The organism is Microbispora cellulosiformans, assembly GCF_008728085.1.
GTDB classification, from domain to species: domain Bacteria; phylum Actinomycetota; class Actinomycetes; order Streptosporangiales; family Streptosporangiaceae; genus Microbispora; species Microbispora amethystogenes.
In genome coordinates, this window is sequence record NZ_VYTZ01000007.1 from 110,180 (window position 1) to 135,898 (window position 25,719).

Annotated in this window: 27 protein-coding genes and 1 tRNA gene; 10 read left to right on the plus strand and 18 right to left on the minus strand. The window is 69.9% G+C overall.

Translation table 11 applies throughout. The features are described from left to right. Positions 1–5 precede the first annotated feature (5 nt). Together F5972_RS20300 and F5972_RS20305 are read right to left on the minus strand one after the other, a co-directional pair. Positions 6–842 carry a phosphotransferase gene (locus F5972_RS20300; protein WP_150935176.1) on the minus strand — a complete coding sequence of 279 codons (837 nt, stop codon included), beginning with the start codon at positions 840–842 and terminating at the stop codon, positions 6–8. Next, positions 829–1,377, minus strand: a complete 549-nt coding sequence (locus F5972_RS20305; protein ID WP_150935177.1) for an ester cyclase — start codon at positions 1,375–1,377, stop codon at positions 829–831. The genes F5972_RS20300 and F5972_RS20305 overlap by 14 nt, the downstream gene beginning before the upstream one ends. A gap of 254 nt (positions 1,378–1,631) precedes the next feature. Here F5972_RS20305 and F5972_RS39415 point away from each other — a divergent pair, with 254 nt between their 5' ends. Together F5972_RS39415 and F5972_RS20315 are read left to right on the plus strand one after the other, a co-directional pair. Further along, positions 1,632–1,961, plus strand: a complete 330-nt coding sequence (locus F5972_RS39415; RefSeq protein WP_404803069.1) for a LysR substrate-binding domain-containing protein — start codon at positions 1,632–1,634, stop codon at positions 1,959–1,961. A gap of 6 nt (positions 1,962–1,967) precedes the next feature. Further along, positions 1,968–2,041 (plus strand) — tRNA-Arg (locus F5972_RS20315). On the opposite strand, the gene F5972_RS39420 is transcribed toward F5972_RS20315, so the two are convergent. Then, positions 2,032–3,099 (minus strand): ATP-binding protein, encoded by a 1,068-nt coding sequence (locus F5972_RS39420; RefSeq protein ID WP_404803066.1) that lies wholly within the window; start codon positions 3,097–3,099, stop codon positions 2,032–2,034. The genes F5972_RS20315 and F5972_RS39420 overlap by 10 nt on opposite strands. Here F5972_RS39420 and F5972_RS39425 point away from each other — a divergent pair. After that, complete coding sequence (locus tag F5972_RS39425; protein WP_225311681.1) at positions 3,043–3,261, plus strand: hypothetical protein; 219 nt, start codon at positions 3,043–3,045, stop codon at positions 3,259–3,261. The two genes, F5972_RS39420 and F5972_RS39425, sit on opposite strands and share 57 nt — an antisense overlap. 24 nt (positions 3,262–3,285) lie before the next feature. On the opposite strand, the gene F5972_RS38240 is transcribed toward F5972_RS39425, so the two are convergent. From F5972_RS38240 to F5972_RS20350, 5 genes are all read right to left on the minus strand, one after another. Beyond that, entirely contained in the window at positions 3,286–3,477 is a 192-nt protein-coding gene (locus F5972_RS38240; protein WP_225311682.1) for a hypothetical protein, read from the minus strand. Positions 3,478–3,744: 267 nt separating this feature from the next. Then, entirely contained in the window at positions 3,745–4,257 is a 513-nt protein-coding gene (locus tag F5972_RS20335; RefSeq protein WP_150935179.1) for a DUF6461 domain-containing protein, read from the minus strand. 177 nt (positions 4,258–4,434) lie between these two features. Continuing rightward, positions 4,435–5,856, minus strand: coding sequence for an ATP-binding protein (locus tag F5972_RS20340; RefSeq protein WP_150935180.1), 1,422 nt, complete (start codon positions 5,854–5,856; stop codon positions 4,435–4,437). Positions 5,857–6,702: 846 nt separating this feature from the next. Continuing rightward, complete coding sequence (locus F5972_RS20345) at positions 6,703–7,284, minus strand: hypothetical protein (RefSeq protein ID WP_150935181.1); 582 nt, start codon at positions 7,282–7,284, stop codon at positions 6,703–6,705. A 90-nt stretch (positions 7,285–7,374) separates the two neighbouring features. Next, positions 7,375–9,261 carry a hypothetical protein gene (locus tag F5972_RS20350; protein ID WP_150935182.1) on the minus strand — a complete coding sequence of 629 codons (1,887 nt, stop codon included), beginning with the start codon at positions 9,259–9,261 and terminating at the stop codon, positions 7,375–7,377. A 169-nt stretch (positions 9,262–9,430) separates the two neighbouring features. Between F5972_RS20350 and F5972_RS20355 the strand changes: the two genes are divergently transcribed. Next, a complete protein-coding gene (locus F5972_RS20355) occupies positions 9,431–10,966 on the plus strand; it encodes a hypothetical protein (protein ID WP_150935183.1) in 1,536 nt (511 codons plus the stop codon). Here the strand turns inward: F5972_RS20355 and F5972_RS20360 are convergent. The 4 genes from F5972_RS20360 to F5972_RS20375 all read right to left on the minus strand — a co-directional run bounded on the left by F5972_RS20360 (position 10,916) and on the right by F5972_RS20375 (position 14,834). Further along, complete coding sequence (locus tag F5972_RS20360) at positions 10,916–12,370, minus strand: hypothetical protein (protein ID WP_150935184.1); 1,455 nt, start codon at positions 12,368–12,370, stop codon at positions 10,916–10,918. The genes F5972_RS20355 and F5972_RS20360 overlap by 51 nt on opposite strands. A gap of 3 nt (positions 12,371–12,373) precedes the next feature. Then, positions 12,374–12,877 (minus strand): hypothetical protein, encoded by a 504-nt coding sequence (locus tag F5972_RS20365; RefSeq protein WP_150935185.1) that lies wholly within the window; start codon positions 12,875–12,877, stop codon positions 12,374–12,376. Positions 12,878–12,888: 11 nt separating this feature from the next. Then, on the minus strand, positions 12,889–14,112 hold the full coding sequence (locus tag F5972_RS20370) for a CHAT domain-containing protein (protein WP_150935186.1): 1,224 nt from the start codon (positions 14,110–14,112) through the stop codon (positions 12,889–12,891). A gap of 170 nt (positions 14,113–14,282) precedes the next feature. Then, positions 14,283–14,834 carry a TetR/AcrR family transcriptional regulator gene (locus F5972_RS20375; RefSeq protein ID WP_150935187.1) on the minus strand — a complete coding sequence of 184 codons (552 nt, stop codon included), beginning with the start codon at positions 14,832–14,834 and terminating at the stop codon, positions 14,283–14,285. A 243-nt stretch (positions 14,835–15,077) separates the two neighbouring features. Between F5972_RS20375 and F5972_RS20380 the strand changes: the two genes are divergently transcribed. After that, a complete protein-coding gene (locus tag F5972_RS20380; RefSeq protein WP_150935188.1) occupies positions 15,078–16,010 on the plus strand; it encodes an oxidoreductase in 933 nt (310 codons plus the stop codon). Here F5972_RS20380 and F5972_RS20385 read toward each other — a convergent pair. Next, positions 15,946–16,398, minus strand: a complete 453-nt coding sequence (locus F5972_RS20385) for a cupin domain-containing protein (RefSeq protein WP_150935189.1) — start codon at positions 16,396–16,398, stop codon at positions 15,946–15,948. The two genes, F5972_RS20380 and F5972_RS20385, sit on opposite strands and share 65 nt — an antisense overlap. On the opposite strand from F5972_RS20385, the gene F5972_RS20390 reads away from it, so the two are divergent. Continuing rightward, positions 16,391–16,687, plus strand: coding sequence for a hypothetical protein (locus F5972_RS20390; RefSeq protein WP_150935190.1), 297 nt, complete (start codon positions 16,391–16,393; stop codon positions 16,685–16,687). The two genes, F5972_RS20385 and F5972_RS20390, sit on opposite strands and share 8 nt — an antisense overlap. A gap of 40 nt (positions 16,688–16,727) precedes the next feature. On the opposite strand, the gene F5972_RS20395 is transcribed toward F5972_RS20390, so the two are convergent. Then, the gene (locus F5972_RS20395; protein ID WP_150935191.1) at positions 16,728–17,546 is read right to left on the minus strand and encodes a sugar nucleotide-binding protein; all 819 of its coding nucleotides are present in this window, start codon (positions 17,544–17,546) and stop codon (positions 16,728–16,730) included. A gap of 146 nt (positions 17,547–17,692) precedes the next feature. Here F5972_RS20395 and F5972_RS20400 point away from each other — a divergent pair, with 146 nt between their 5' ends. From F5972_RS20400 to F5972_RS20415, 4 genes are read left to right on the plus strand one after another with little or no spacing between them, the layout of a single operon-like run. After that, complete coding sequence (locus F5972_RS20400; RefSeq protein WP_150935192.1) at positions 17,693–18,658, plus strand: ABC transporter ATP-binding protein; 966 nt, start codon at positions 17,693–17,695, stop codon at positions 18,656–18,658. Continuing rightward, positions 18,655–19,452, plus strand: a complete 798-nt coding sequence (locus F5972_RS20405; RefSeq protein ID WP_150935193.1) for an ABC transporter permease — start codon at positions 18,655–18,657, stop codon at positions 19,450–19,452. The genes F5972_RS20400 and F5972_RS20405 overlap by 4 nt, the downstream gene beginning before the upstream one ends. Positions 19,453–19,468: 16 nt before the next feature. Beyond that, the gene (locus tag F5972_RS20410) at positions 19,469–20,671 is read left to right on the plus strand and encodes a sensor histidine kinase (RefSeq protein ID WP_150935194.1); all 1,203 of its coding nucleotides are present in this window, start codon (positions 19,469–19,471) and stop codon (positions 20,669–20,671) included. A gap of 8 nt (positions 20,672–20,679) precedes the next feature. Continuing rightward, complete coding sequence (locus tag F5972_RS20415; RefSeq protein WP_150935195.1) at positions 20,680–21,273, plus strand: response regulator transcription factor; 594 nt, start codon at positions 20,680–20,682, stop codon at positions 21,271–21,273. Here the strand turns inward: F5972_RS20415 and F5972_RS20420 are convergent. From F5972_RS20420 to F5972_RS20435, 4 genes are all read right to left on the minus strand, one after another. Then, a complete protein-coding gene (locus F5972_RS20420) occupies positions 21,233–22,192 on the minus strand; it encodes a DNA-3-methyladenine glycosylase family protein (protein ID WP_191910233.1) in 960 nt (319 codons plus the stop codon). The genes F5972_RS20415 and F5972_RS20420 overlap by 41 nt on opposite strands. A gap of 111 nt (positions 22,193–22,303) precedes the next feature. Next, positions 22,304–23,749, minus strand: coding sequence for an endo-1,4-beta-xylanase (locus F5972_RS20425; protein ID WP_150935196.1), 1,446 nt, complete (start codon positions 23,747–23,749; stop codon positions 22,304–22,306). Between the two features lie 356 nt (positions 23,750–24,105). Beyond that, entirely contained in the window at positions 24,106–24,960 is an 855-nt protein-coding gene (locus F5972_RS20430; RefSeq protein WP_150935197.1) for a sulfotransferase family protein, read from the minus strand. 171 nt (positions 24,961–25,131) lie between these two features. After that, complete coding sequence (locus F5972_RS20435) at positions 25,132–25,668, minus strand: hypothetical protein (protein WP_150935198.1); 537 nt, start codon at positions 25,666–25,668, stop codon at positions 25,132–25,134. Positions 25,669–25,719: the final 51 nt, after the last annotated feature.

The following is a 25,719-nucleotide window of genomic DNA, read 5'->3' on the forward strand; positions in this document are numbered from 1 at the left end:
CCCGATCACGCCCGCATTCTTCCGCAACGCTCCCGCGCGTCACCGAGGAGATGGTCCTGGAGCGCTTCCTCGTTGGCGTCGAGCCAGGCGGCGGCGCGCCTGATCCGGCCGCCCACGCCGTCGGCCCACATCCGCGCCCAGCCGCCGCCTCGCGTGCGGGCCCGGTCCCGCATCAGCGCGTACGACCGGCCGAACCGCGTCCGCGCCGTCTCCACCAGCCTCAGCCGATCCTGCGCCGGCAGGCCGTACGCGTCGCAGAACAGCCGCACCCGGGCCGCCGCGTCCAGCGACCGCTGCGCGGGGTCCCGGTCGACCGGGTCGGCGAGCGGAGCCCAGTGCCGCAGCGTCGTCACCACGTCGAACAACCGCGTCGTCGGCCTGGCCATGTCGAAGTCGATCAGCGCGTACGGCACGGGCCCCGCGCCGGGCCGGTCGCGGAAGACGACGTTGGCCGGGGTCACGTCGCAGTGGCCCACGAGTTCGGGCGAACCCTCCGGCGCCGAGCCGTCCTCCCACGTCGCGCCGTGAGGCGGGTCGAACGTCGCCGCCGCGTCGTGCAGGCGCCGCAGCAGCAGGGCCAGGGTGGTCAGTGTCTCCTCGCTCACCGCGTACGCCGGAAGCGGGCGCGCGGGCACCATGCCCTCGATGTAGGTGAGGATCGCCCTGCCCCGCTCGTCGATCCCGAGGAACCGGGGCGCCCGGTCGAAACCGGCGGCCTCCAGATGCCGCAGCAGCGCGTGGACGGACGGCGACGTGGGGCGCATCGGCCGCCGTACCGTCGCCCCCACCCGTACGAGTCCCTCGGAGACGTCTCCGACGAGTGGGATCTCACGTACGGCCATGCCGACGCAGTTTAACCACCACATTTCCGTTGTGAGGGGCAAGCCGCCGGATTTCTTCCGTTCGCGGTAGCCCGTTCCTCTCACTGGAAAGGTCGGGTGCGGCGGGGCGCAACCTCGTCAGACCGAAGCCGAGCTGGCTGTAGAGCTCCAGCTGGTCGAAATACTCGCGGTGCGTCCTGATCCTGCCGTGCTCGACGAAGGCCGTGCAGGTGGCGCGGACCGTGATGCGGCGGCCCGTTCCACCTATCTCCCGGCCGTCGGGCAGAAGGAGAGGTCCCGTGTGGGTGCCGGTGTAGGTCCACTCGGTGACGGCCGGGTTCTCACAATCGCCGAGCTCGAACCAGGCCATCGCATGGAAGTCGGGAAACGCCGTGAAAACCTGTTCATATATCCATGCGATCTGATCGAGCCCTTCCGCCACACCCGACGGCCCCACGTACACGGCGTCCGGGCTGTAGAAGGAGAGGATCTCCGGCAGATCGTGAGCGTTGATCGCGTCGGCCAGCCGATGCTTGAGGTCCCAGAAAGTAGACATCACGCCTCCACTCGCGCAGAGCTGCGTTTTTCACGGTACCCACGAGGCGGACAGCGGCCGATCGGGTGAACGCCATGTCATCGCCACGAACGACGCGGTGAACTCCGCGTTCTCCCAATCGGGCGCCAAGGGGCGGCTCCCGGGTGGTGCGTCCGCCGCTGTGTCAAATCCGGTCGCCGGGCGAGAGCCGGGCGTGCGCCTCGCGGGCCCGGCGCTCCGCCGTCGCCGCAATGTACCGCTGGGCGCCGCCCGTGATGGCGCTGTCCACCACGACGACGGTGCGCGCCGCCGTACTCGCGGGGACAGGGCCGGCCGTGCTCAGCGGACTCGCCGTCGCCGACGATTTCGGTTCCGGGCGGCTGCGCCGCGTGCCGTCATCGGGAATCGGCCTGCGGCGCGGTCTACGCGCCTGCTGGCTCGGCCCGCGTACCCCACCCGCCGGGCCGGTCCGGGACCTTGTCACGCACGTCACGAGCCACCCGCGAGCCACCGTCCCGCCGCCCGATCCCCACCGGCCACCGGCCGGTTCGACCCATGTCCGGGAAACCGGGTGTGTACCTGGTCCCCGGATCATGCAGAATTAGGCACGAGCGCCCTTAGCTCAGCTGGATAGAGCATCGGACTTCTAATCCGACGGTCGGGGGTTCGAATCCCTCAGGGCGCGCTCCCCCATCCAGCCTGGTTGGCCTCCGACCTGGGGTTTCTGCTTGATCGTGCCGTGATCGCATGCGCAGTCGTACGCCACCGAGAGCCGCCGCCTGTCGCCAGTCGCGGGATATACCCGAAGCGATCTTGACTGCATTTCCGCAGGTCGGCAGCCGGATTTCGCCAGCTTCCGGGAAGATCCCGAGTCCTCGTGGAGCACGGTGCAGGGTGGCCCATGGAGTTGAGGTGTGCCAGGATGCAAATCATGACGATCAGAAAGGGCGATGCCGCGTAGGCCGCCCAGCGCCATCCGCGCTCACCAGGCAGCAGCCCCAAGAGGGGAGCGATCGGCTCGTCAGATTCCCGGTATATCCAGCCGGACTCGCGCCGCGATCGCGCGGCTGGAGGCCCAAGGACTGGGGACGGACTTCGTCGCCGAATCCCTTGATCAATACAAGAGCTTCCTGCGACGCCGGGGCCGCACCCTGTATCTCTCGCCGTATCAGTGTCCATGCTGTGATCCCGCAGTGGCGCGTGACGCCCTGGAACTCGCACTGCGTCGGCTGCCGCTCGCAGCTCGTCGTGATCTCGGGCGGCTGGTGTACCGCCTTGACGAGGAATACCGCAGGCGCACTCTTCCCGAGCCTCGTCCTTACCGACTGCTTCCCTGGCAGTTCGCCGCATGGTGGCACCAGCGCATGGCGGGTGACTGATTAGTGCAGGACAGGCCGAAGTGTCAACGGCCGGGTGCGCGTCACCGCTGGTGGCCAGGTTGAGGTCCCGGCGCCGTCGCGGTCGACCACGCTGACGGCGGTGCTGTGCTCGGGCAGGAAGCGGGCCCCACTGGTCGAAGGGCCAGTGCGAGCCGATGCCCAGCGCGCGGCGTTCGTAGGCGGCGGCGAACCGGAAAACCAGTGGGGCGCCGGTGTCGTCGAGCGAGGCGAAGCCTAGTTCGTCGATGATGACCAGGTCGTTGCGGAGCAGGTCGATGACGCGGCGGATCCCGGCCGAGCTGCGCCTGTGGGTGCGCAGAGACCAGGTGCGCGCCACCGAGCGGGCGCTGAAGGCGATCGACATCCTGCCAAGACGGCCGGGAGTACCTCCCTCAGCCGGGGCGACCCGATCGAGCGGGCCTGGCGGGACGCCCACGTGGGACGCGTCCACTGGCCAATGACGTCGATCGGGCCCTCGCGATGTACGGCAAGGGCGAGTTCGGCCTGGCCGTCGAGGACAACCTGATCCGACGCCGTGGCCGGTCGGTGGTCAGCGGCCGACGTTCCAGGTCTTATCCCGGCACAGGGGAGGGCCGTACGCGTAGGTCGTGCCGCTTTCCGTACGTGCGACCATCGCGTCGTCCGGACGCGGCCGATCGCACTGCTCGTCCAGCGGGTCGAAGCTCGTGACCGCGTTCGGAGTCAGCGTGGCGAATGGGCGCGGGTGTCCTTGCAGGGACACCGTGATCACCTCGCCCGTTCCGTTCACCACCTGGATGAATTCGCTGTCGCGGGGTGTGCACGAGCAGAGAAGGATCAGGGCCGGCCCCGCGAGACGGAGGGCCGCGCGGGAGGCCGCCATGCGTCGAGTGCCATGTTCTCTCATAACGGCCTCCCAGGGGGTGTCTGACAGATTCTGCCGGTCGCGAGCGGGGATCCAGGGGGACGCATCGCAAGGCCGAGGAGGAACCCACAGCCGGAGCTATGGGCGTAACAGAGCGGAAGTGGCTCAGTACTCGAAAACGCCGTGGGCGGCCACGAGGTCACTTGAAGCGTTCGGCCGCACCTTGGTGATGCGCTCGGCCAACAGCAGGGCAGCGGCGAGCCCGCCCTCCGAATTGTCGCCAACGAGCCCGAGCTCGACGCGGTCGGCCAGGTAGTCCTCCGAAATGCCATCCTCGTTGCCGGGAAACAGCGGATCGAAGGACAGGACCCTGCGGCCGTCGACGTAATGGACGAAGGACGCGACCATGTTCACATTGACGAAGACACTCGCCGTGACCGTCCCATTCGACAAGGGTCGCAGCACCTCGTCCAGGGTGCCGGCGAAGCCGTTCCACTCGCTCAGAATCGCCCCGCCCTCGGCCGATCGAGCAGAGATGAGGCCCTCATCGATCTCGCCTTCCTCGTCATCACCATCGAATACATCAATGCCAAGGCGGGCCAGCGCCTCGTGTGGAGTGAGGCCGCGGACTAAGGTCGCGCAGAACGCATCGTCATCGAGCCAGTCGTAGCCGCTCATGGGGATCCTGTTCTCTTCAGGGACAGATCGCGGAGATTCTGGCATGCGAGTCCGACAAGGTTTGAGGTCTGCGAGCCAGCAGGTGGACATGCTGCCGTTTCTCCCCCTCGCCGGGCTCCTAAGGAGCCGGGCGGTGACGATCAGTCCGGCCCCGGCGAGCAGTTCGGTGATGTCGGCTCACGCCCTACGCCATGCGCTGAGCAGTTCCTCGGGGCCGTATGCCGCCTGGAGCCCAGAACAGCTGGTCCCGTTCCGGGAGACCGCAACGAGCGGTACCGGCTCGTCGGTGATCGCCGCCCGGTGCTTCTGCAGCGCGGCCAGGTCGTGGTTGTCGAACGCGGAATTCTCCAGCCACTTGATCGAGCCGAGGAAGAGCAACTGCTTGGCCACCGGTTGCCTGTCGACACCCACCAAGTCGATTTCGACGTCATTGCTACGGGTCCAGTACCCGCCGATCGCCGGGGTGGCGGGCAGGAGCCCGTCCGGCAGGAGTCGGGCGAGGGATTCCCGGACGAGAGGCTCTATCGCGCGGCCGCGCCAGCTCGTCCACTGCTCCTTGATCCGGCTCAGCGTGAGATCTCCGCGCATCCGCTCGATCTCCGCCATGTGCGGATCCAGAAACGCGAGCCAGAACCGCAGGTAAGGATCGGCCACTCGGTAGCGGCGTTCCTTCGACGGCCTCAGCGAGAACGGCAGCTCGGCCGCCACCACCCGTTTCTCGGTCAGGACATCCGTAGCTCGAGTGAGAGTGGTGTGGGCGATGCCGCCGGCGGCGCGCGCGATGTTGGTAAAGGTGCGTTCCCCGGCTCCAATGGCCCGGAGGACTTCCCTGCTCATCGCCTGCGGTGGAAACTCCGCGGCCAGCGAGCGCTCGGCGGAGACCAGCAGCGCCGAGATGGGGTTGTCCAGCGAGGCGCGGAGGAATTCCCAGACATCCGCTCCAGCCTGCCACTCCGCGCAGATCAGCGGGAGACCTCCCGTGATCAGGGCGGCGTCGAAGGCGGCAGCCGGCGGAAGGCCGAGCATCTCGCCGATGTCAGCGGGGTTCAGCGGCCCCACGATCATTTCCCGGCCCCGTTGGTGGAAGGGGCGGTCGTAGCTGTTCAGCGCCTCCATCATCGACAGGTCGGATCCGACCAGGAGGAGAAGTACCGGCTTGCGGCTCAACGAGCGGTCCCATGCGCGCTGGAGCATGCCCTCGAAGGCGTCGACGCGGTCCATGAGGTACGGGACCTCATCGATGACGACCACGCTCGGTTTGTCAGTGGGCAGGATCTCTGCAAGCAGCCTGAATGCCGCATTCCACTGCCCCGGGGTCTCCTCTGCGAACACTTCTCGTTCCGGCAGCGTGGATCTCGCGACGGCGTCGAGCAACTCCGCCAGTTCGTTTTCCGCCGTGCCACCCGCCGCGGTGAAGAAGAGATTCGGCGTCTCTGTGCGCCGGAGGAACTCCTCGACGAGGCTCGACTTGCCGACCCGCCGCCTCCCCCGGATGAGGATGCATTGACCTGGCCTGGCCGACCCGGCGGCATCGCGAACTGCCTGAAAGGCGTTACGGAGCACGTTCAGCTCCCGGTCCCGCCCGATGAAACGGCGCATGGCACACCCTCAAGCGATGGTATCGATAGAGATACTATCGCTATCGATACCGACTTGCGCCTGAGCGTGCGTGACACTGCGGGGACGGGATCTCCCGACGCGCGATCCCGCTCTCCAGGTAGGCCGCGTACCGGCTTGATCGCTGAGGCTGTTTCAGGAACTCCCACGCGCCGCGCAGCCTGGTCGTGAGATGCCGCTGAGTGTGGCGGCAGTCCAACCGGACGTCGATCGGCCCCGTCTGATCATGTGATGCCAAGGAACGCGAGGTGCCGGGTGGCGTCTCGGCCGAGTCGGCGGAGGGCCTGGGCGATGTTGGTTTCGCCGGCCAGTCGTAGAGCGCTGATGGCCAGATAGCGCAGGGTGGCCATGGCCCGGGGTGCGTAGTGCGGGTCTGGGAGTGGTCCTCGCCGTAGGCGACATCACGGACGTAATGGATCTTGTTGTCGATGGTCCAGTGGCCGCGGATCCAGGCGGCCAGGTCGGCGGGACGGGCTTGGTGGGACGGAAGGCTGGTGATCGCATAGACGGTTACGGCACCGCCATTTCGCGCCCGCGCTGATACCGCGGACCTGGCGTTTGATCTCAGGGCCTGCACGGCGTAGGGGAACAGCAGTCCGGCGGCGACGCTGACCACCTTGACGGTGCGGCGTTCCTCGCGGCCGTGATCGCGGTCTTTGCTGCGGTGGCCGATCTCGACCGACGAGGACTTCGGCGTGGTCGCGCTGGGTATGTAAGGCGTCCGCGGTGACGGTCGCCGACACAAGGACGACCAGCCCTGAGAGACAGGGGAACGAGGGAACGAGGGAACGAGGGAACGACCACGGTCTCTCGTGACCGTCCCGACGCTCAGGTCAGCGCCTCTAACGGCCGTGATCCATGGCATCTCCAAGCTGACAGCGCGGACTCGCTTGCCGTCCGAATCAGATGGAGATGGGCAAGACCCACGCGACCTGCTCCGACATTACCGGGGGCAGGCGTTCTGCGGGGGGACCGTGTACTTCGGGGGGCGTCCATGTTCCTGCCGTACCCCTGACCCGTCCAGTAGACCCCTATTACAGCCTTCGGCGCGCCTGCCGACAGGACGATCGGGAAATCCGAAACGTACTTCTGACCATCGAGTGTTCTCCCCTGGACCACCAGCTGCCACGTCTCTTCATACGTGCCGGTGGCGGGTAGATGCACCGCGTTCTTCACGATGGGCTTGTCTCCGGGCAGGAGGCACTGCCCCAGGGCTATCTTCAGAAGAGCCTCACATGTCGCGATGCTGCGAGCGAACTTGGCGCAGAAATCGGCGACGCCGTTCTTGCCGACCCCGGCGACGACTTCCGCAAGGACTGACTCCGCCATCTCCGGCGTGAACGCGACCGCAGAAGGTGGTTTTGGTTGCTCCGGCTCAATTGTGCAGCCGGCTGCCAGCAGTGTGACCACTACCGTTACCGCGATTCAACGCACGATCGGGAGCATATGAGTCCTTCGACATTCCGTATGGGTCTGGTCGTACACCACTGGCCTCTTTCACTAACCGGCCTCAGCGAGGAGGGCGCGGAGTGCCGGGTACGTGATGGGCCGGGTCGGGCGGGTGCCCAGTTGGTCGAGGAGGACGCGGGAGCGGGAGAGCTCGGCCAGGTCGAAGATGGTGAGTGCCGCTGGGGCGGGGGCGGGAAGGGTGCGGAGCAGGAGGTCGGTCAGCGTTCGGGCGAGCTGTTCGGTGGTGCCGCCGGTGGCGAGGCGGAGGCCGGCGTCGGCCAGGCCCGCGCGCAGGCGCTGCTGGAGGTGAAGGGCCCGGGTGAGGGTCGCGTAGGCGGCGGCGGGGTCGGTGACGCGCTGGGCGGTGCCGAGTTCGAAGAGCACGGTGAACGCCTCCGCGTTGAAGCCGTCACGTCGCAGCAGGTCGGCGGCCTCGCTCAACAGGGCGGCGGCCTCGGTGGCCCGGCCGACCAACCACAGCCGCATCCCCGCCTCGGCTTGGGCACCCGCACGTCCACCGGGCAGGTTGGCCAGGATGATCCTCGGCGGGCGGGTGCCCTCGTCCACCGTGGGGCTGTGCCCTCGGGTACGGGCGTCCAGCATCTCCAGGCTGGCGAGGGTCATGCGGTACTGGCGGGCGGGGAAGGCGGGCATGCCGGCGGCACGCTGCTCACGGTTGAGAACGCGGAAGTCCGTCCGGCCGATGACGTACTGGTGCCGGAGGGTCCGCATCGACCCGGCGCTCTCGAAGTCGCCGGTCAGGGTGGCGTACTCGGCGGCCAGCAGGAGCAGTGAGCAGCGCACGTACGGCACCAGCCCCGGCCGGTCGAGATGCCGGCGCAGCTCGGCCAGGGCGTGTTCCGCCACCACCGGCCGGGTTCCCTCGGCGCGGGCGCCGATGAGCTCCACGCACAGGTTGTTGGCGCTGAGGTTGTGCAGTTCGTGCTTGGTCCACAGCTCACGGACCCTGCGATGGCTCGCCAGCGCCCGTTCCCGCTGACCGAGGCTTCCTTCGAGGTGGGCGCGGAACCTGATGAGGTGGGCCTCGGCGAGGTCCAGCTCACGCCGCTGGGCGGGCGTGGGGTCGGGGAGCGCGCGCCTCGCCTGCGCCAGCAGCTCCGACGCCGCATCCAACCAGGCCTTGGCCGCCTGCCCCGGCCGCTTCTCGGCTTTCAGGAAGCGGGCCATCTCGGGATGCGGATCCTTGTCCTGGGCCGCGACCATGGCCTCGTCGATGAGCGTGTGCACGAGGCCGAGACCGGGACACGTCTTCCCGCGCACATCCTCCTCGATCCACAGATCCGCCACCCTGCGCCGGTAGGCGGGCGTGCCGCCGAAATAGTGGTGCGCCTCGATCCTGCGGAAGCGCCAGAGTGGCGGGTGCTTGCTGACGAACAGGTGATGGAGCTGAGCGAGGAATTCGAAGAACACCAGCCAGGCGGCGAACTCCGCGATCCCGCGGTCCGCGGAGACGATCCCGACGAGAAACGCCGCCCACCCTTTGCGTACGACGAACCATTCGAAGACAGCATAGATCGGCCCCAGTATCGGGATTCGGGTGGCGGCGGCGACGGCGGGCAGGTAGCCGTGCCCGGCCAGGAACAGCGCCAATGGAATCTCATACCTGCCGAGCATTGAGTGCCGGTGCCAGAAGTCGACGACCAACGGCAGGAAACCGGCCGCGTAGACGTACCACACGAAGACGAGGGCGTAGACGATGCCCGTGCCGTCGCTCAGCAGTTTGCGGGCCCGTTCCCGCGGACTCAGCACATGCGCCGACCAGACGTCGAGCCGGATCATCAACCCGATCAGCAGCGCCGGGCCTATCAGGATCACGGTGGGGACGGCCGAGCCGCTTTCAGCCGCAAGGAACCCCAGGAGTACGGCAAGCCAGGCGAACCAGGGGTAGATCACGAGCGGCAGGCGTAAGAGACCCATGCGGGACATCATTGAGGAATGCCGGGCGAAATGAAGGAAAATTGGTCAATATGCTGTGGCTGTTTGCCTACTCGGCCAAACTGTGAGGGTGCTGTTGTCGCCGGGCCAATTGAGCCTCGGAATCGCCGTGCTCGGATTCACCTGCTTCCGGGTGGAGCGGCGCATCCGGATGCGTAGACGCGGAGGCTGGCGGGCGGTCTTCGAGGAGATCGCCGAGGTCCCCGGCGGCCTTGACGCGCGGTGGGCCCTCCTGTCCCTGCTGCACGCCCTCGCCGGGGCCGTGCTCGCGGTACTCGACCTGCCCGGCCCCACCCTGGCCGTCTTCGGTCTGGCCATGGGGCTGGCGGGCTGGCCGGAGGCGGCGTGCGGCGCGGCCGTCGCGGTCGTGCTCCTGAGGCTTGGGCACGAGCCGCTGGTCTCGGCCGCCCTGCCCATCCTGGCGGGGTACGGGACACGCCTGGCGCACTTCCTGCCGGAGCGGTGGCGGTCTCCGGAGAGGCGGCTCGCCCAGATCTCGCGGTTCGGCCCGTTCATCCGGCCGCCCCTGCCGATCGACCGGTTCTGGTCCATTGCCATGATGCTCACGACCGTGGCGCCGATGGTGGCGTCCACCGTTCAGACCTGGTGGGGCTGGGCGCTGCCGGCGTGCGCGTCGGCGCTCGCCGTGCAGATGATCCTGCTCGACAGGGCGGTACGGCACGAGCACCGCGTGAGCATCCGTGTCCACCGGTTCGTCATGGCGTCCGGCAACGCGGTGGCGATGCTGGTGGCGGCGGGACCGGTGGGCGGCTGGTTCGCCGCGCGGTGGTCGGAAGCCGGGTTCCTCACCGGCTGGCTCGGCGGCGCGTTGATCTGCGCGGTCGTGTTCGCGATCAGGTTCGTCTGGCCGGGGCGGCTGCGGGTGATGACCGCGCACTGGCTGTTCCCGTTCTGGACGGTCGCGGTGTTCCACCCCACGCCCGGCGCGGTGGCCGCGCTGGCGCCGCTGTTGCTCGCCGAGACGTGCGCCGCGGCCCTCGCCGACCGCCCGATGGCCGCGAGGCTGACCGACCGTTACGCGGCTTTCATGATCCAGCTGAAGCCGGAGAACCGGATGAATGTGCTCGGCCCGTGGCTGTACGACGGGTTCCTGCGCGAGCCCGGCACCGCCGACTTCGGGCTGGTCCGGCGATACCTGGGCATGGCCGTACACGCCTCGCGCGGCGGGTTCGTCACGGGTCAGAGCACGATCGTGAACAAGGATCCCGAGCTCAAGGAGCCGTTGGACGGCCTGCGCTGGATCGCGCTGGCCACGCAGGCGCTCTGGCTGGTGGACGAGGAGGTCACCCCGCGCGTCCCGGTGGACCTGCGGGAACCGCTGACCCGCGCCCGGTCGGAGATCGAGGCCGAACTGGTCCTCACGAAGGCCCTTGTGCTGACCTTCGACCTGACCTGGAACGACGCGTTGCGCGAGTGGCGTGAGGCCGCCGTCCGGTTCCGCTCGCTCGGCCTCCGCGCCGAGGAGGCCGCCTGCCGAGCCGGTACGGCCGACGTGCTGGACTGCCTGGGACGTGCCGAGGACGCCCGGCGGGAGCGGGCGCGCATCCCCTCCGACGCCCCGGAGCCCTGCTGGGACCTGCTGGACGAGAGGGTCCGCGACGGCCTCCCCGCGCTGTCAGCCGACCGGCAGGACCAGGCGGACCGGCCCCGCGTCGAGGCCGCGTGACAACGCGTCGAGACCGGCGGCGGGCACCGCGACGACGAGCCTGTCCCTGTCCGGGACGTCCAGCACGAGCAGGCCGCCGAACACCCCCTTCGCCGTACGAAGACTCACCGCCTGGCCACGCTGCACCCGTACGGCGTCGACCGGCACGGTCATCGCGACCCTTCCCGTCAGGGCCACGCCGAGCGGGGGGCCGAGGTCGGCCGGCGGCGCGCCCTTCGCCACCGGCCTCAGGGTGTAGCGCCCGCTGAGCCGGTCCGCCCCCTCGCCTTCCACGTCGGACGGCACCAGGACGTGGAACGCCGGCAGGTCGCGCGTCGCGCGGACCTCCCCGTCAGGTCCCAGCGCCGGTGCCGTGACGGCCGCGCCCACTCCGGCGAGCACGACCACGCCCGCGAGCGACGACCGAACCGGAAACGCCCGTCCCGTACGCACCGGGGCGGACGCGACGGGAACGGCCTTGACGGGCAGCAGGTCACCCGAGGTCACCAGCCTGGGCCTGGCCGGTTCGAGGGAAGGCGCGACGGACGCCGGGTAGCCGAGGGCCGGGATCCGGTCGTAGTCGGGAGCGCCCCGATACCAGAGCTTGCCGAGTTGCTCCCATTGAGAGCGTTCCTGGGCGGGGCTTTCCGGGAGGCGCAGCCGCATCGCCTCAAGCAGCAGGAACCGGTGCACGTCGAACGCCGAGCGGATCAGCTGCGCGTACGGGCGGGCGGCCCGGACCGCCCCGCGGTAGCCGAGGATCGCGACGAGAGCCCCGCCCCAGACGCAGCACACGGCCCCGGCGCCCGGCAGGACCAGCACGGCGAGTGTCCCGCCCACGACGGCGAACGCCCCACCCAGGAAGCTGATCATCACCGCCGTCTCCATGGCCGCGGCGGCCTGGGCGAACGACGCGAGGAACGGGTCCGGCAGGACGGTGTAGAGCCGGGGCCAGACGGTCGTCGCGTCCATCCCGTACCGGTCGCCGTGTTCCTCGGCGGCGCGCAGCACGTTGCCGAGCCGCGTCGGCAGGGTCCGCCGTGCCGTACGCGGATAGCCGAGGAAGAGGTCGGCGTCGGCCGCGCACCGCACACTCTGCGCGGCCAGATGCCGGGCCAGCAGCGCCCTCCGCAGCGGACGGAGCAGGCGCGGGTCCGGCCAGTGGCCCTCATACCAGCGGACCAGGCCCGGGCGGGCGACCGCGAGAAGTTGCCCGGCGAGCACGGTGGCCAGCACCGCTCCCAGCACGAGCAGGATCCGGGTCTCCCCGGCGAGGCCGTTCCACCAGGTCAGCGCCTTCCCCCAGCCCGTCCCCGACGCGGCCACCGTGACCAGCGCCGCGAGGAACGCCGTCAGCGGCATCCAGACCGAGGTGAGCTGCCGCCGGTCGAGGAAGGCGACGGCGCCGTCGAACAGCCCGCTCACCCGTCATTCCGTCCCGGAGTCGACGAGCCGATGCCCCTGGCCGCCGGGGCACGGAATCTCGGCTATCGGATACTCGTCCACTTCCGCCACGGTTCCGCAGACCTGGCACCTGACCCTGACCAGCCCTATCCGCGCCTCGGGCGCGCCGTACAGCTCCCAGTCGCCGTCCAGGACGGTGCCGATGGCGTCCCCGTCCTCCTCCAGGGCCCTGCGCAGTTCCGTCCTGATCAGCGCGGCGTCCAGCAGCCCGATCAGGCGGCCGTCCTCGACGACGAGCACGGCCGGCAGACCGTTGTTGATGAGTTCGAGTACGCCGGGCAGCGCCGAGAGCCCGCTGACCGGCGCGTCCGGACCGATCTCCACCGCGAGCCCGCGTCCGTCCGGGCCCACCACCCAACGGGGCCGTCCCGTGTCGTCGAGCACGACGATCGTGCCGTCGGCATGATCGGGCGCCTCCTCCACCGTGGTCGTGTAGCCGGTGGCCATGAGCTCAGCCGCCGTCCGCATGCCGCTCCTTCCTAGTACCAGTCGCCGATGAGCACGAAAGCCGCCCAATAGTACGGATGCGCGTAGACGGCGCGGCCCGGATTCGGTGGCTCCGAGCCCGCGTGCAGCAACGCCCGCTGCCTGATCGTCTGAGCACTTCTCCGTACAGCGGACTCACCGACCGTTTCGAGAGCCGCGTCGCAGGCCGCGACCGCCCTGCCGAAGTCGGCGGCCATCAGCCGGATCCGGGCCTCGGCGATCAGGAGCCGGGCCGCGGCCGGAGCCGGCAGCAGCGGCGCGACCGATTCGAGATAGGCCAGCACGTCACCCGCGGTCGTCACACGCAGCCGTTCCTGGGCAGCACGGAGCGCGTCGACAGCGCGCTCGCCCGCGACCAGCCGCTCGTAGAAATGCCGGAAGAGCATCGTGGTCGCCAGCTCGTCGACGATCCACAGGCTGACCAGCACGGCGGGCGCGCCCGCGTGCAGCACCGAGCGAACCAGGCCGAGCAGTTCGTCGCCAGGCCGGGCCGCGGCGACGCCGGTCCGGCACGCTGCCAGCACAACCAGCGTCCTGGACAGTTTGAGCTTGAGAAACCGCTCGGCGGTGAACAGGCCGTCGGCGAGTATGACGCCCGAACGCATCGGAGCCGCCGCGTCGAACACACCGTGCGCGCACACATGCAGGATGTCGGCCCCACCGACCCTACGAACCAGCTCGCCACTGACCGCGCCCTCGCCGGCAAGGGTCTCGGTCTTGAACAGGCCGGTGAGCAGTTCCGCCTGGGCAGGCCCCAACATCAGCTCGGCCCCTCCCGGCGAGTCGGCGACGACGAGGGCCCGCTGCCGGCGGCCACCCCTGTTGCCCCGGCAGTACCGCAACACCGACGCGCTCGGCGCGTAGGCGACGGAATGCCCTGCCAGCTCAGAGCCGACGGCGTGCAGCGGAACCCGGTGCAGCGCGTCATGCGGAATCAGCCACACCCGGTCACCCGGCCCCAGCCGGTTGGCGACCGGTTCGACCAGATCGGTGAGGAGCGGATCCGACAGCAGCTCGGTCACCCGGCCCAGTGCCTCCGGCCGCCGGGGCGCCGACTCCAGCGTCCCTGTCAACTGGGCCACATGCGCCCGTACGTCGCGCAGCGTGTGCGGCACCGCCACCAGCTCGGGCTCCGGGTCGTCCGGATTGGCGATCATGATGACCGCCTGGCTCTCGGTCAGGAAGTACTCCGCCAGAAGCATCCGGCCCTCGGTCACGCGCGTTCTCCCGGCTTGACGGAACGTACATCCTCATCTGCGGAGCCTTTCCATCATTCCGGCCCGTGGTCCGCGATGAAGGCGTTTCCACCACTCCGATACTGGTACGCGGGGGATGCCGGGGATATGCGGGGGGTGGGCGCCATCGCAATCAGCACCACCGCGCAGGGTCAGCGCGCCTGCGGGGTGCCGACGCCTCGCAGCAGCGTGTCGACCACGACGTCGGCGGCCTGCGCGGCGCTCAACTCGGACAGTTCCTCGGCGGCCTGTTCCAGCAGCGGCGGCAGGACCGCGGCCACCCAGCCGGGCGGCAGGCCGGAGCGCAGCAGACCCTCGTCGGCGGCGCGGCGCAGGAAGGCGTCGACCTCGTCGATCAGGCGGCGGCGACGCTCGCGAATCGTCACGTCGCGGAGCATGCGGCTCGTTTCCACGGGCCATTTGCGGTTGGCGGCGATGATGCCCTCGGCGTAGAGATGCAGTGCGACCGCGACCGGGGCCTCGCGTAGCCTGGCGGCCTCGATGGCCTTCTCGACCGCGTCGTAGCGTGCCCCGTAGACGGCGGCCATGAGGTCCTCACGGGAGGCGAAGCGGCGGTAGACGGTACGGCGGTCCACTCCTGCCGCGGCAGCGATGGCGGCGATGGTCGCCGACGGGTCGTCGGCGAGCATGCGGGCGCCCGTGCTCAGGACCCGTTCCAGGTTACGTGTCGCGTCTGCTCTCACCTGCCTAAGTGTTACATCTATGAGGCACTTAGAGTGCCGGACCGATGCCGCGTTCCTGATCGGCCGTACCCGAAGGGGAACCGTCCGCAGCTGTGCCGCAGGTCCTCTTCACCGACCCCGAGGCCACCGGTGCCGCCTGTGTCTCTGTAGCGCATGAAGAGGTTCATGTCTCATCAACGCGAACATTACTCCCATAAGTGCTACATTGTTGAGACACTTTGATCGACCGCGGAGGAGACACCCATGGCCAGGACATGGCTCATCACCGGCGCGTCACGCGGCCTCGGACGTCGCCTCACCGAGGCCGTCCTCGAAGCAGGCGACCAGGTCATCGCCACCGCACGCAGCCCCGAGCAACTCGACGACCTGGTGGCCCGCCACGGCGGCCGGATACGAGCGGTCGCACTCGACGTCACCGACGCCGCCGCGGCCTACCGGGCGGTCAAGGAAGCCACCGACACCTTCGGCAGCCTCGACGTGGTCGTCAACAACGCCGGCTACGGCAACAGCGCGCCGATCGAAGAGATGGCCGAAAACGACTTCCGCGCCCAGATCGAGACCAACCTTTTCGGCGTCGTGAACGTCACACGTGCCGCCCTGCCCGTCCTGCGCACCCAGCGATCAGGAGTCTTCGTACAGTTCTCCTCCATCGGAGGACGTGTCGGCGGCACCCCCGGAATGGGCGCCTACCAGACCGCGAAGTTCGCCGTCGAAGGCTTCTCCGAAGTCCTCGCCAGCGAAGTCGCACCCTTCGGCGTCAAGGTCATCATCGTCGAGCCGGGTGCGTTCCGCACCGACTGGCAAGGTTCCTCCATGGAGATCCGCCCCGTCGGGCCCGAGTACGAGCAGACCGTGGGTGCCATCCACCGCTACCGGCGTGACACCGACGGCACCCAGCCCGGCGACCCGGCTCGCGCCGCCAGGATCATCGCCGATGTCGTCCGCGACGACGACCCACCCCGACGGCTCCTCCTCGGCAGCGACGCCGTCGCCTCCGCCCGAAAAGCCGCCGAGATCCGCGCCGCGGAGACCGAGAAATGGGCCGACGTGAGCCGCTCGGCCGACTACCCCGCCGACGAACGTCAGCCATCACGCGCAGCCCCGATGGACATCAAGGCCTCGACCGGGTCCGCGGCGCGCGACGGTCTCGCCGCGCCTCCAGCTCTTCCGGGCTGACCACGGTCAGCATCGGCTGCCCGGGCGCGCAGAACATGGTCACCACGAACGCCGACTCCTCGTCCGCGAGATGGTTGCCGTCCTGGTAGTGGATCACGTCCCCACCGGGCTCCCAGAACGCCTCACCGGCCCTGACGACCCGTACAGGCTCTCCTTCAAGCTCGAAGTTGACGGCCCCCTTGACCACGTACCCGAACGCGGGCCCGGAGTGCCGGTGGGGTGGCGCACCGGGGCTGTTCGGCGGCAACGTGACCAGGATCGTCATCGCCTCGGCCCCCTCCGGCGCGGGCGGTGCCCCCGGCACGGTGGCGACCACGTCGAGCTTCGGCGGCGGCCCGCTCTTGTCGGGGTTCTCGAGGTGGTGAGCGTGAGCGTGATCGGTGCTCATCAGGCTTCCTTCGAACGGTGGCCGGCTCGATCCGGCCGAGTACCAGCTCAGACCGGGCAGCACCCGGATGCGTGACAACGTCCGGGACAGTTCGCCTGCCAGAGACCTGTTCACCGGCATGTGGGCTAGTCGCGGGCATCCGCCGGCTCTTTTGCACGCCGAACACCTGGAAGGCGTTGCCGCCAAGACGGTCGATGCCCTCCTCACCGTGCCCGGCGTCGAATGGCTGCTCGTCTCCGTCGCCGGCGACGAGCCTGCGCCCTGGCCGGAGCAGGAACGATTCCCGTGATTCTCGCTCTGTAGGCGCAGCCCACCGTTCGTTCGTACGGCTATTTCAGGAACTCCCGCGCGCCGCGCAGCCTGGTCGTGAGATACCGCTGAGTGTGGCGGCAGTCCAACCGGACGTCGATCGGCCCGGGCACGCCGGTGCCGGCGCGGCGGCCGGATGGGAGCCGATCCGGATCGAGTCCGTCCCGCCGTGCGATCAGGCGCCCGAGCTCGTATCGACTCATCGCGTCGGCCCCTGCCGCGTGATGTACTCCCACGCGATCAGATTTCGCGAGATCAAGAAGGGCCGCCGCCAGATCACTGACATGCACTGGGCAGCGCACATCGTCGGTGAACAAGACTCCTTCCGTGTCACCCGCGGCAAGCGCATGCACCCTGCTTTCGTGTACGGAGCCCCCGTCACCGATTATCAGAGAGGTTCGTACGATCACTGCTGTGGGATCGATCGCCTGCACGGCCACCTCCGCGGCGGCCTTGGCCGCTCCGTACGGGGTGACCGGATCGGGGACACTGTCTTCCGTGTAGGTGATCGCCTGTCCGGAAAACACGGCGTCGCTGGACACGTGCACCAAGCGCCCGCCTTTCCCGGAAGCCGCCACGGCCACGTGAGCGGCGCCCACGGCGGTCGTCTTCCAGTCCGGCTGGCGAAAGGCCGCGTTGACGACGACGTCGGGCTCAATCACGCCGATCAAGCCGAACACGGCCGAACGGTCCCGGACGTCGAGCGGCCGCCATTCGACTCCTGTCGCCGTGCCCGGCCGCGTCAGGTAGGTGGCGGCCACGGCATGCCCATCCGTCGTGGCCTGCCGTACGACTTCGCCACCGAGAAGGCCGCTGCCGCCCACGATGAGGATTCGCACGGCTGCGACGGTAGTGGACGATCAGATGGAGGACGCTCCGCCAGGCATCCTTTGACATTTGTCATCGAGGCGATCCGCGAGGTCCATGTCGATCTGGTGGCATCGGCGACTACGGCGGGAAGCGGCGGAGAACCCACCCTTGAGCCATGACGACGGACGTACGGGAAACGGCGGTCGGTCTGGACGTGGCGATCGCGGCGACCGAGCTCAGGCAGAGGTACGGCGAGTTTGAAGCCGTCAGGGGCGTCTCGCTGACCGTCCGCAGGGGTGAGCTGGTCGCCCTGCTCGGCACCAACGGCGCCGGGAAGACCACGACGGTGGAGGTCCTGGAGGGCTATCGCCCCGCGACCTCCGGCACCGTGGAGGTGCTGGGGATGGATCCGTACCGCAGGCGCCGGGCGCTCAGCCCGCGGGTCGGGATCATGCTGCAGGAGAACGGCCTCCTCTCCGACCTGACGGTGGCCGAGACCATCGGGCTGTGGCGTGACCTCCACGCGAACCCTCGATCACTGGACGAGTCGCTGGAGCTGGCCGGGCTGGCCGGCAAGGCGCGGGTCAGGGTACGGCAGTTGTCCGGCGGCCAGAAGCGCAGGCTCGACCTCGTGCTGTCGGTCATCGGCCGTCCCGAGGTGCTGTTCCTGGACGAGCCCACGACCGGGATGGACCCGGAGGCGCGCCGTACGACCTGGGGCCTGATCCGCGACCTGGTGACGGAGGGCACGACCATCCTGCTCACCACGCACTACCTGGAGGAGGCCGAGCACCTCGCGAGCCGGCTCGCCGTCATGCACGAGGGCGAGATCCGGGTCGAGGGGACGCTGGAAGAGGTCGTAGGCGGACACGGCGACCGCGTCTCCTTCCGGCTGCCGCCGGAGCTCCCCCTGGACACCCTTCCGCTGATCGGCGGCCACGCCCCCGGCGTCAGCCTGGCGGGCGGAACGCCCGTGGTCACCTACATCATCGCCGGTGGCGACCAGGCCACGCGGGCCCATGCGGCGCTGGTGCCGCTGTTCGCCTGGGCCGCGGAGCGCGGCGTCACGCTCGAACGGCTCGCCGTCCGGACCGCCTCGCTCGAGGACGTCTTCCACTCCGTGGTGAAGGAGAGCCGATGAACGACGTGGCACAGGCGGTGCGGCTGGCCCGCGTCGACCTCACCCTCGTCTTCCGCAACCGTACGGCCTTCGTGAACGCCGTCCTGCTGCCGCTGCTGATCGCAGGGGCACTGGCGTCCAACGGCGTCGGCGGGGGGACCGGCGGCATCCCGGCGACGCAGTACGTGATGACCGGGATGATGGCCTTCATCCTGATCTTCGCGACGTTCATGAACCTCGCCGGCTTCTACACCTCCCGTCGCGAGGAGATGGTGCTGAAGCGCCTGCTCGGCGGGCCGGCCACCAGGACGGCCATCCTCGGTGGCAGCGCCCTCGGCGCGACCGCCGTGTATCTCGGCCAGGTGCTGATCCTCTGCGCGCTCATGTCCGCCGTGATGGGCACCGGGGCCCCGGCGGACGTCCCGCTGTTGCTGCTCGCCGCGCTTCTCGGCGCCGCCTTCTTCTCCCTGCTCGCCATGGCCGTCTCCGGCCTGTCCTCCACGGGGGAGATGGCGCAGATCGCGACGCTGCCGGTCGTGCTGCTCCTGGTCGGCGGCTCGCCGGTGATGCTGCCGCCGGAGATGCTGCCCCAGGCGCTGCGTACGGTGATCGAGTTCCTGCCGATGACACCCATCGTGGAGATCATGCGGACCGCCTACCTCGGGCTGGACTACATCGGCGCCGGTCACGAGCCGCTCGGCGCCCTGGAGCGCTGGAGCGCCGCACTGCCCTCCCTGGGCCTTCTCGCCGTGTGGATCGCGGTCGCCGCCCTGATGGCCAGGGCGTTCTTCCGCTGGGATCCGCGCCGGGGCTGATAGATAAGGTTGGGTCATGAACGCCGGGATCAAGCGGGCGCGTCACATCACCTTCTGGACCTTGGCCCTCGAATTGGTGTTCGCGTGGCTCGGCCCGGTGATCCAGATCGTGGTGGAGATCAGGACGGAGGGCGGGGTCGGCTGGAGCCGTCTCGTCCTCGTGGCCGTCGGTCTCCCGGTCTTCAGCTGGCTGTTCCTCCGCGTCGTCCGCGCCGCCGTCGACGGCCGGCCCGCCGTACGCGAGGTCGTCGTCTCCGGCGCGCTCGCCCTGACGATGATGGTCCTCGGGGCGGTCCTCGTGGCGGATGTGCCCGGGGTCGCTTCCGCGATGTTGCCCTTCTCCTGGAGCACGCTGACCACGACGTGGACCGCGGTGGCGGTGCTCGGGGTGAGCGCGCGGACCGCCGTCGCGCTGACGGCGGGCGCCGCGGGTGTCTACGTCGCGCTCGACTTCCTGTTGCTTCCCGGCGTCGGCGATCAGCGCACCGACCTCTTCTTCTATCTGCCGATGCTGGCGCTGCTCCCCTACAGCAACCGGCTCTGGCTGTGGATCTACCGCATGATCATCCAGGTCGACGAGGGCAGGAAGGCGCAGGCCGAGCTCGCCGTGACCGAGGAACGCCTCCGGTTCGCCCGGGACCTGCACGATCTGGTCGGCCACAGCCTCTCCGCCATCGCGGTCAAGAGCGAGCTCGCGGTCAAGCTCGCCCGCGCCGCCCCCGACCAGGCGACCGAGGAGATGACGGCGGTGCGCGGGCTGGCCAAGGACGCCTTGAAGGAGATCCGGGAGGCCGTGCGGGGCTACCGCGCCATCGATCTTTCCGCCGAGCTGGGCAGCGTGCGGGCCGTGCTGGAGGCGGCGAACATCCGGTGCACTCTCGACCTGCCGGAGCGGACACCGCCGGGCGAGGCGGCCACGCTGCTCGCGTGGGTGGTCAGGGAGGGCGCCACCAACACGCTGCGGCACAGCGCCGCGACCCGGTCCCGCGTCACGCTGAGGCTGACCGGCGGGACGGCGGTGCTGGAGATGGTGAACGACGGGGTCGGCGAACAGAGCGCCGCCGACGGCGGCACCGGTCTCATCGGCCTGAGCGAGCGGCTCGCCGCGGCCGGCGGCAGCCTGACCGCCCGGCCGACCGGTTCGGGCGAGTTCGTCCTTCGGGCCGTCGTACCGGCGACCGACCGCGCGCACGTCCTCACCGAGGCGGTGGCCCGATGAGCGACCCGATGATCCGTATCCTCCTCGCCGACGACGAACATCTGATCCGCGGCGCGATCGCCACCCTGCTCGGGCTGGAGCCCGACCTGGAGGTCGTCGCCCAGGTGAGCCGGGGCGACGAGGTGGCCCCGGCCGTACGGGAGCACCGGCCCGACGTCGTGGTGCTGGACATCGAGATGCCCGGGATGGACGGTCTCACCGCCGCCGAGGGGCTCCCGGGCCAAGCGATGATCATCTTGAGCAGCTTCGGGCGGCCGGGATATCTGCGGCGGGCGCTGGCCGCCGGGGTGCGCGGCTTCATCCCCAAGGACGCCTCGGCCGACGAACTGGCCACGGCCATCCGCAAGGTGCACGCCGGAGGGCGCTACCTCGACCCGGAGATGGCGGCATCGGCGATGATGGCGGGCGACAACCCGCTGACCGACCGCGAGCGCGGCGCGCTGGCGCTGGCGGCCGAGGGCGCGTCGGTGCGGCAGATCGCCACGGCGCTGCACCTGACCGAGGGCACGGTGCGCAACTACCTGTCCAGCGCCATCGCCAAGCTCGGCGCGACCAACCGGATCACCGCGATCCGCGCCGCCCAGGAGAAAGGCTGGCTCTGACGTCCTTTCCCGCCTGGGCGGCCGCGGCACCCGCCCGCTGGTCTTCCCTGACTCCGTACGCCGACGACCGGAACAGGAACGAGGCCCACGAGCGGTAGGGCCGCCAGGCGTCGGCGACCTTCCGGTACGCGCTCGCCGGGGCGTCCGGCGGCAGTTCGTACGCCTCGCGGAGGATCGCGAACAGGCGCGGTTCGTCGCCCGGGAACGCGTCGGGCGCGCCCGCGCCCCTGATCAGGATCAGACCCGCGGAGAACGGCCCCACGCCGGGCAGGGCGCGAAGCTCGGCCAGCGCCTCAGGCGGGTCGAGCGCGCGCAGGTGCTCGGTGGTCAGCACGCCGTCGAGCGCCGCGCGGGCCAGGCCGCGCAGCCACTCCTCCTTCTGCTCGGGCAGGCCGAGCCCGTCGGCGTTCAGCAGCGACACGGGCGGCGGGAAGGCGGCGTACGCCCGGCCGTCCAGATCGACCGTGGCGCCGTACCGCTCCGCGATGCGCTGTTTGAGCCGGGAGGCGACGAGCATCGACGAGCGCTGCACGATCACCGCCCAGCAGGCGGCCTCCCACGGGCTCCAGAAGCACAGCGGCCGCAGGCCGGGACTGCGGCGCTGCAACTCACCGAGCACCGGGTCGGACTCGCCGATCTCGGCGAAGCCCGAGCCGTCCACGTCGAGGGACAGGATGCGGGCCACCTCACCCCGGACATCCGGCCCCGCGGCCCTGGTCGTCCGTACGGCGACCCCGCCCGGCGCGGCGGTGACCGTCACGCCGATCGGCAGCCAGTCGGCCTCGGCGCAGTAGGCGAAGCGCAGCGTCCGGCCGTCGGAGGGCAGCCCGCTGGTGGCCGGCCAGTCCTCGACGAAGCGGAGCGTCGCGCCGAAGTCGAACGGGCCGGTGGCGGTGAGCGTGAATTCATGCCCGGTCATGCGGGACATCGTACGGACGCTTACCGACAGTTCCGCACGCCGTACGCCGCCGTCTCGGCCATGTGCCGGGCCGGGGGTGCCGGCCCGGCACAGGTCTGTCCCGTGACAGGGTCAGGGGCTGGTGCAGGTGGCGGTGGGGGTGGCCGCGGCGCCGTTGGCGGTGAAGCCGAACGTCGTGGACGCGCCCGCCGCGACCGAGCCGTTGTAGGACTCGTTGCGGACGGTCACCGACGAGCCGGAACCGCTGGACACGCCGTTCCACAGGCTGCTGATGGACTGGCCGCCGGGCCAGGCCCACTTCACGGTCCAGCCGTTGACCGCCGAGCTGCCCGCCCGCACCGTCACCTCGGACTGGAACCCGCCGCCCCAGCTGTTGATCGTCTTGATCGTCGCTGAGCACGCCCCCGGAACCGGAGACGACGGCGAGGACGACGGGGAGGACAAGGGCGACTGTGACGGCGACTGCGAAGGCGACTGCGAAGGCGACGAGGTGCCGCTGTTGAGCGCGCTCAGGGCCGCCTGGTAGGCGGGCTTGGGCTGATAGCTGGAGTCCCACATCATGGGAGCGCCGTAGCCGGGGAACGTCCCGGGAATCCAGGTGTGGCCGTCGTCCACGCCCCACTGCGACACGCCCACGCAGCGGGGAACCGCCAGGCAGGCGTTCACGACCCTGCCGTAGTCGGTGCCCTGCTGCTGCAGCTCGGAACTGTCCGCCGGCATCTGGATGCGGTCGTCGAGCTCGGTGATGGCGACGTCCAGGCCCAGGGCGGCGAACCGCTCCATGTTCGCCTGCAGGGACGACGGCACCTGGCCGACGATGAAGTGGCTCTCCAACCCGATGCCGTGCAAGGGGACGCCCTGGGCCAGCAGCGACTGCGCGAGCGAGTAGAGCCCGTTGCTCTTGGCGTTGATGCCCTCGATGTTGTAGTCGTTGATGTACAGCTTGGCGTTCGGGTCGGCGGCGTGCGCGGCCCGCAGCGCGGCGGCGATGTAGCCGGAGCCCATCGCCTTGTAGAACACGTCCTGGCGCAGCGTGCCGTCCTCGTTGTACGGCTCGTTGACGACGTCCCAGGCGTAGACCTTTCCCCTGTAGTGGGTGGCCTCGGTGGTGATGTGGTTCTCCATCACACCCTGGACCTGGTTGAGCGGCACGCCGCCGACCCACGCGGGCAGCTGGGCGTGCCACACCAGGTTGTGCCCGCGCACCCGCATGCCGTGCGACTGGGCGAAGGAGACGATCTGGTCACCCGACCCGAAGTTGAACGAGCCCTTGGACGGCTCGGTGGCGTCCCACTTCATCTCGTTGCCGGGGGTCACCATGTCGAACTGGGCCGCGGCGAGGTTGACCTCGGCGCTGATACCGAGGTCTCCCCGTGTCAGCGCGGTGCCGAAGTACCTCCCCCTGGCCTCCGCCGCGGCCTTCAACGTCGAGGCCGCCTGAGCGGGGATCGCGAGGTTGAGCGCGACGGCGGTGGCGGCGGCGATGGCGGCCAGGGCCGTGGCCGGTCCCCGCGCGCGGGTCCGATGCCGTTCCGTCCCGGTATTGGGCGGTTTCATGTCAGCCCTCCAGAGAGATCCGATCCCGAACTGCGAACGTGCGCACGCGCCGGTCCAGCACAGAGCGTGGGGTTGTGAGCGTTAACAGCCTCGGGTCTCTCCGCTCCTGGGCCGATGGTGGTGCAGCAGCGGAGCCAATACGACGCGAAGCGGCGCGTCAAGGACGCGGCCGGGCCGCTCCCCGGATAGGTACGCCGCGAACGAGCCGTTTCACCACCTCATCCGGCATCGCACCCCATGCCGCGGGCGGAGCACCTCTTGCTGAAACATTCACTCCTGCTGACGCTCCCGGTCAGATCGGGTGCGCTCACGCTCCGGAGGCGTGAGGGGAGCCGCGCCATGCGTCCCGGTCCAGGTCAGAGGTAGCCCCAGGCCGCCGCGATCTCCCGCAGCGGCTCGGCCACCTCTTCGGGAGGGGGCAGCGGACGGCCGCGCTGCACCCGCCCGCTGCGAATCTTGTCGCGCCAGTCGCCGATGCCCTTCACGAACTCGCCGTGGTCCTTGTCGCCGTAGCGGATCATCTCGGGCTCGTACTCGACACCGAGCCAGGCGCAGACCCGGCGCAACTCGCCTTCCGTGTCGTCGACCAGGCTCTCGTACCGGACGACCAGCCCCTCGTGCCTGCGCCTCGACTCCTCCAGATAGCGCATGTACTGCAGCGTGTGCCGTACGGCCTCCTCGACGGGCCGCGCCTGCGGATCGGCTTCGTGCCAGGACCGGACGATCGAGGCGGGATGGCGCAGCAGGTAGACGAACCGGGCGTCCGGCCAGCACGTCGTGATGCGGCGGTGGGCGAACACGTTGCTGGGTGTCTTGTCGACGACGATCTCCTTGCCGCTTCTGACCAGCTCCCGGTGCAGCAGACGGTCCCACAGGATGTGCTCGATGTCGCTCGTACTGTGCCCGGCCGCCTCCATGGCCTGCCGTACGGGCTCGGTGGTGAGGGTCACGGCGATCCGCCGGACGTGCAGTTCGTGTGGCGCGTGGATTCTGGAATGGCTGTTCAGCAGCACCCGGAAGAGCGTGGAGCCGGACCTGACCGGGGAGAGCACGAACACCGGCGCGCGGAGGAGACGGTCGATCTCCGGGTCGGCGGGTGGTCTGGGCTCGTCCCGCGGCGGCTGGACCTGTGCGGGACGCGGGCGGGCCCGGGTGATGACGTAACCGGTCATCCCTTCGACGGCGGCGTTGACCTTGCTCTTCCATGGCATGGCCACGACCGTAAGGAGGCGGGGTGGCCTGCTGGTTAACGGAGGCTGGGGGTTTCCAAAGCCGCGCCGCCCTCCCTGGCACGGCTCTCCGGGCACGGGCAGGGCCGGGTGGGGGCCGTCGCGTGACCGCCCTCCGTGGCTGGCTCGGCGGCCGGCCCGGCGGAGGGCCCGCTAGGACGGCGAGATCGCCAGGACCGCCTCGTCGGGCCGCACGCTCGTCAGCCGGAGGTGGATGTCGCCGATGCGGGCGGGCCGGTCCATGGTCAGCGTCAGCGCTCCCCTGGTCCGGCAGCGGCCGTTGACGCAGTCCTGGCTGACCCCGACGTTCATGCCCTCGACCCGGTAGCCGCCGGAGGAGCCCTCGAAGCGCAGGCGCACCACGCCCTGGTCTAGGGCGGCCACCGTGAGCGCGTCCAGGCCGGTGGCGGCGTCGAGCCGCAGCCGGTCTCCCTGGCGGACCTCCACCTCGCAGTCGGCGTTCCGGCACGCCTCCGGATCGGCGGCGGCCGGAAGGGCCGCCGGGGCGGGGGTGGCCGACGGCACCGGGACCGTGGTGGACATGGTGGTGGACACGGCGGCGGGCGTGGCCTCGGGCCGTGAACGCGTCCCCGGCTCCGATGCTCCGCACGCCGTCGACAGCACGATCGCCGGCACGGCGACGAGGCCGATCCTCCCGGCGAGGACGAACGCCCCCGATGCACCCCGCATGACACCCGCTCCCTGTCGCGCCCCGAATGCGCCGGCGGCCGCGCCTCACGA

What these genes read in the sequence shown, in the direction of transcription:
- F5972_RS39420 (WP_404803066.1), bottom strand. Translation starts at nt 3,099, where the DNA reads ATGTCGATCGCCTTCAGCGCCCGCTCGGTGGCGCGCACCTGGTCTCTG.
- F5972_RS20300 (WP_150935176.1), bottom strand. Translation starts at nt 842, where the DNA reads ATGGCCGTACGTGAGATCCCACTCGTCGGAGACGTCTCCGAGGGACTC.
- F5972_RS39415 (WP_404803069.1), top strand. Translation starts at nt 1,632, where the DNA reads ATGGCGCTGTCCACCACGACGACGGTGCGCGCCGCCGTACTCGCGGGG.
- F5972_RS20355 (WP_150935183.1), top strand. Translation starts at nt 9,431, where the DNA reads ATGCGTAGACGCGGAGGCTGGCGGGCGGTCTTCGAGGAGATCGCCGAG.
- F5972_RS20350 (WP_150935182.1), bottom strand. Translation starts at nt 9,261, where the DNA reads ATGGGTCTCTTACGCCTGCCGCTCGTGATCTACCCCTGGTTCGCCTGG.
- F5972_RS20305 (WP_150935177.1), bottom strand. Translation starts at nt 1,377, where the DNA reads ATGTCTACTTTCTGGGACCTCAAGCATCGGCTGGCCGACGCGATCAAC.
- F5972_RS20435 (WP_150935198.1), bottom strand. Translation starts at nt 25,668, where the DNA reads ATGCGGGGTGCATCGGGGGCGTTCGTCCTCGCCGGGAGGATCGGCCTC.
- F5972_RS20425 (WP_150935196.1), bottom strand. Translation starts at nt 23,749, where the DNA reads ATGAAACCGCCCAATACCGGGACGGAACGGCATCGGACCCGCGCGCGG.
- F5972_RS20415 (WP_150935195.1), top strand. Translation starts at nt 20,680, where the DNA reads ATGATCCGTATCCTCCTCGCCGACGACGAACATCTGATCCGCGGCGCG.
- F5972_RS20405 (WP_150935193.1), top strand. Translation starts at nt 18,655, where the DNA reads ATGAACGACGTGGCACAGGCGGTGCGGCTGGCCCGCGTCGACCTCACC.
- F5972_RS20340 (WP_150935180.1), bottom strand. Translation starts at nt 5,856, where the DNA reads ATGCGCCGTTTCATCGGGCGGGACCGGGAGCTGAACGTGCTCCGTAAC.
- F5972_RS20385 (WP_150935189.1), bottom strand. Translation starts at nt 16,398, where the DNA reads ATGAGCACCGATCACGCTCACGCTCACCACCTCGAGAACCCCGACAAG.
- F5972_RS20430 (WP_150935197.1), bottom strand. Translation starts at nt 24,960, where the DNA reads ATGCCATGGAAGAGCAAGGTCAACGCCGCCGTCGAAGGGATGACCGGT.
- F5972_RS20420 (WP_191910233.1), bottom strand. Translation starts at nt 22,192, where the DNA reads ATGACCGGGCATGAATTCACGCTCACCGCCACCGGCCCGTTCGACTTC.
- F5972_RS20335 (WP_150935179.1), bottom strand. Translation starts at nt 4,257, where the DNA reads ATGAGCGGCTACGACTGGCTCGATGACGATGCGTTCTGCGCGACCTTA.
- F5972_RS20365 (WP_150935185.1), bottom strand. Translation starts at nt 12,877, where the DNA reads ATGCGGACGGCGGCTGAGCTCATGGCCACCGGCTACACGACCACGGTG.
- F5972_RS20410 (WP_150935194.1), top strand. Translation starts at nt 19,469, where the DNA reads ATGAACGCCGGGATCAAGCGGGCGCGTCACATCACCTTCTGGACCTTG.
- F5972_RS20380 (WP_150935188.1), top strand. Translation starts at nt 15,078, where the DNA reads ATGGCCAGGACATGGCTCATCACCGGCGCGTCACGCGGCCTCGGACGT.
- F5972_RS20400 (WP_150935192.1), top strand. Translation starts at nt 17,693, where the DNA reads ATGACGACGGACGTACGGGAAACGGCGGTCGGTCTGGACGTGGCGATC.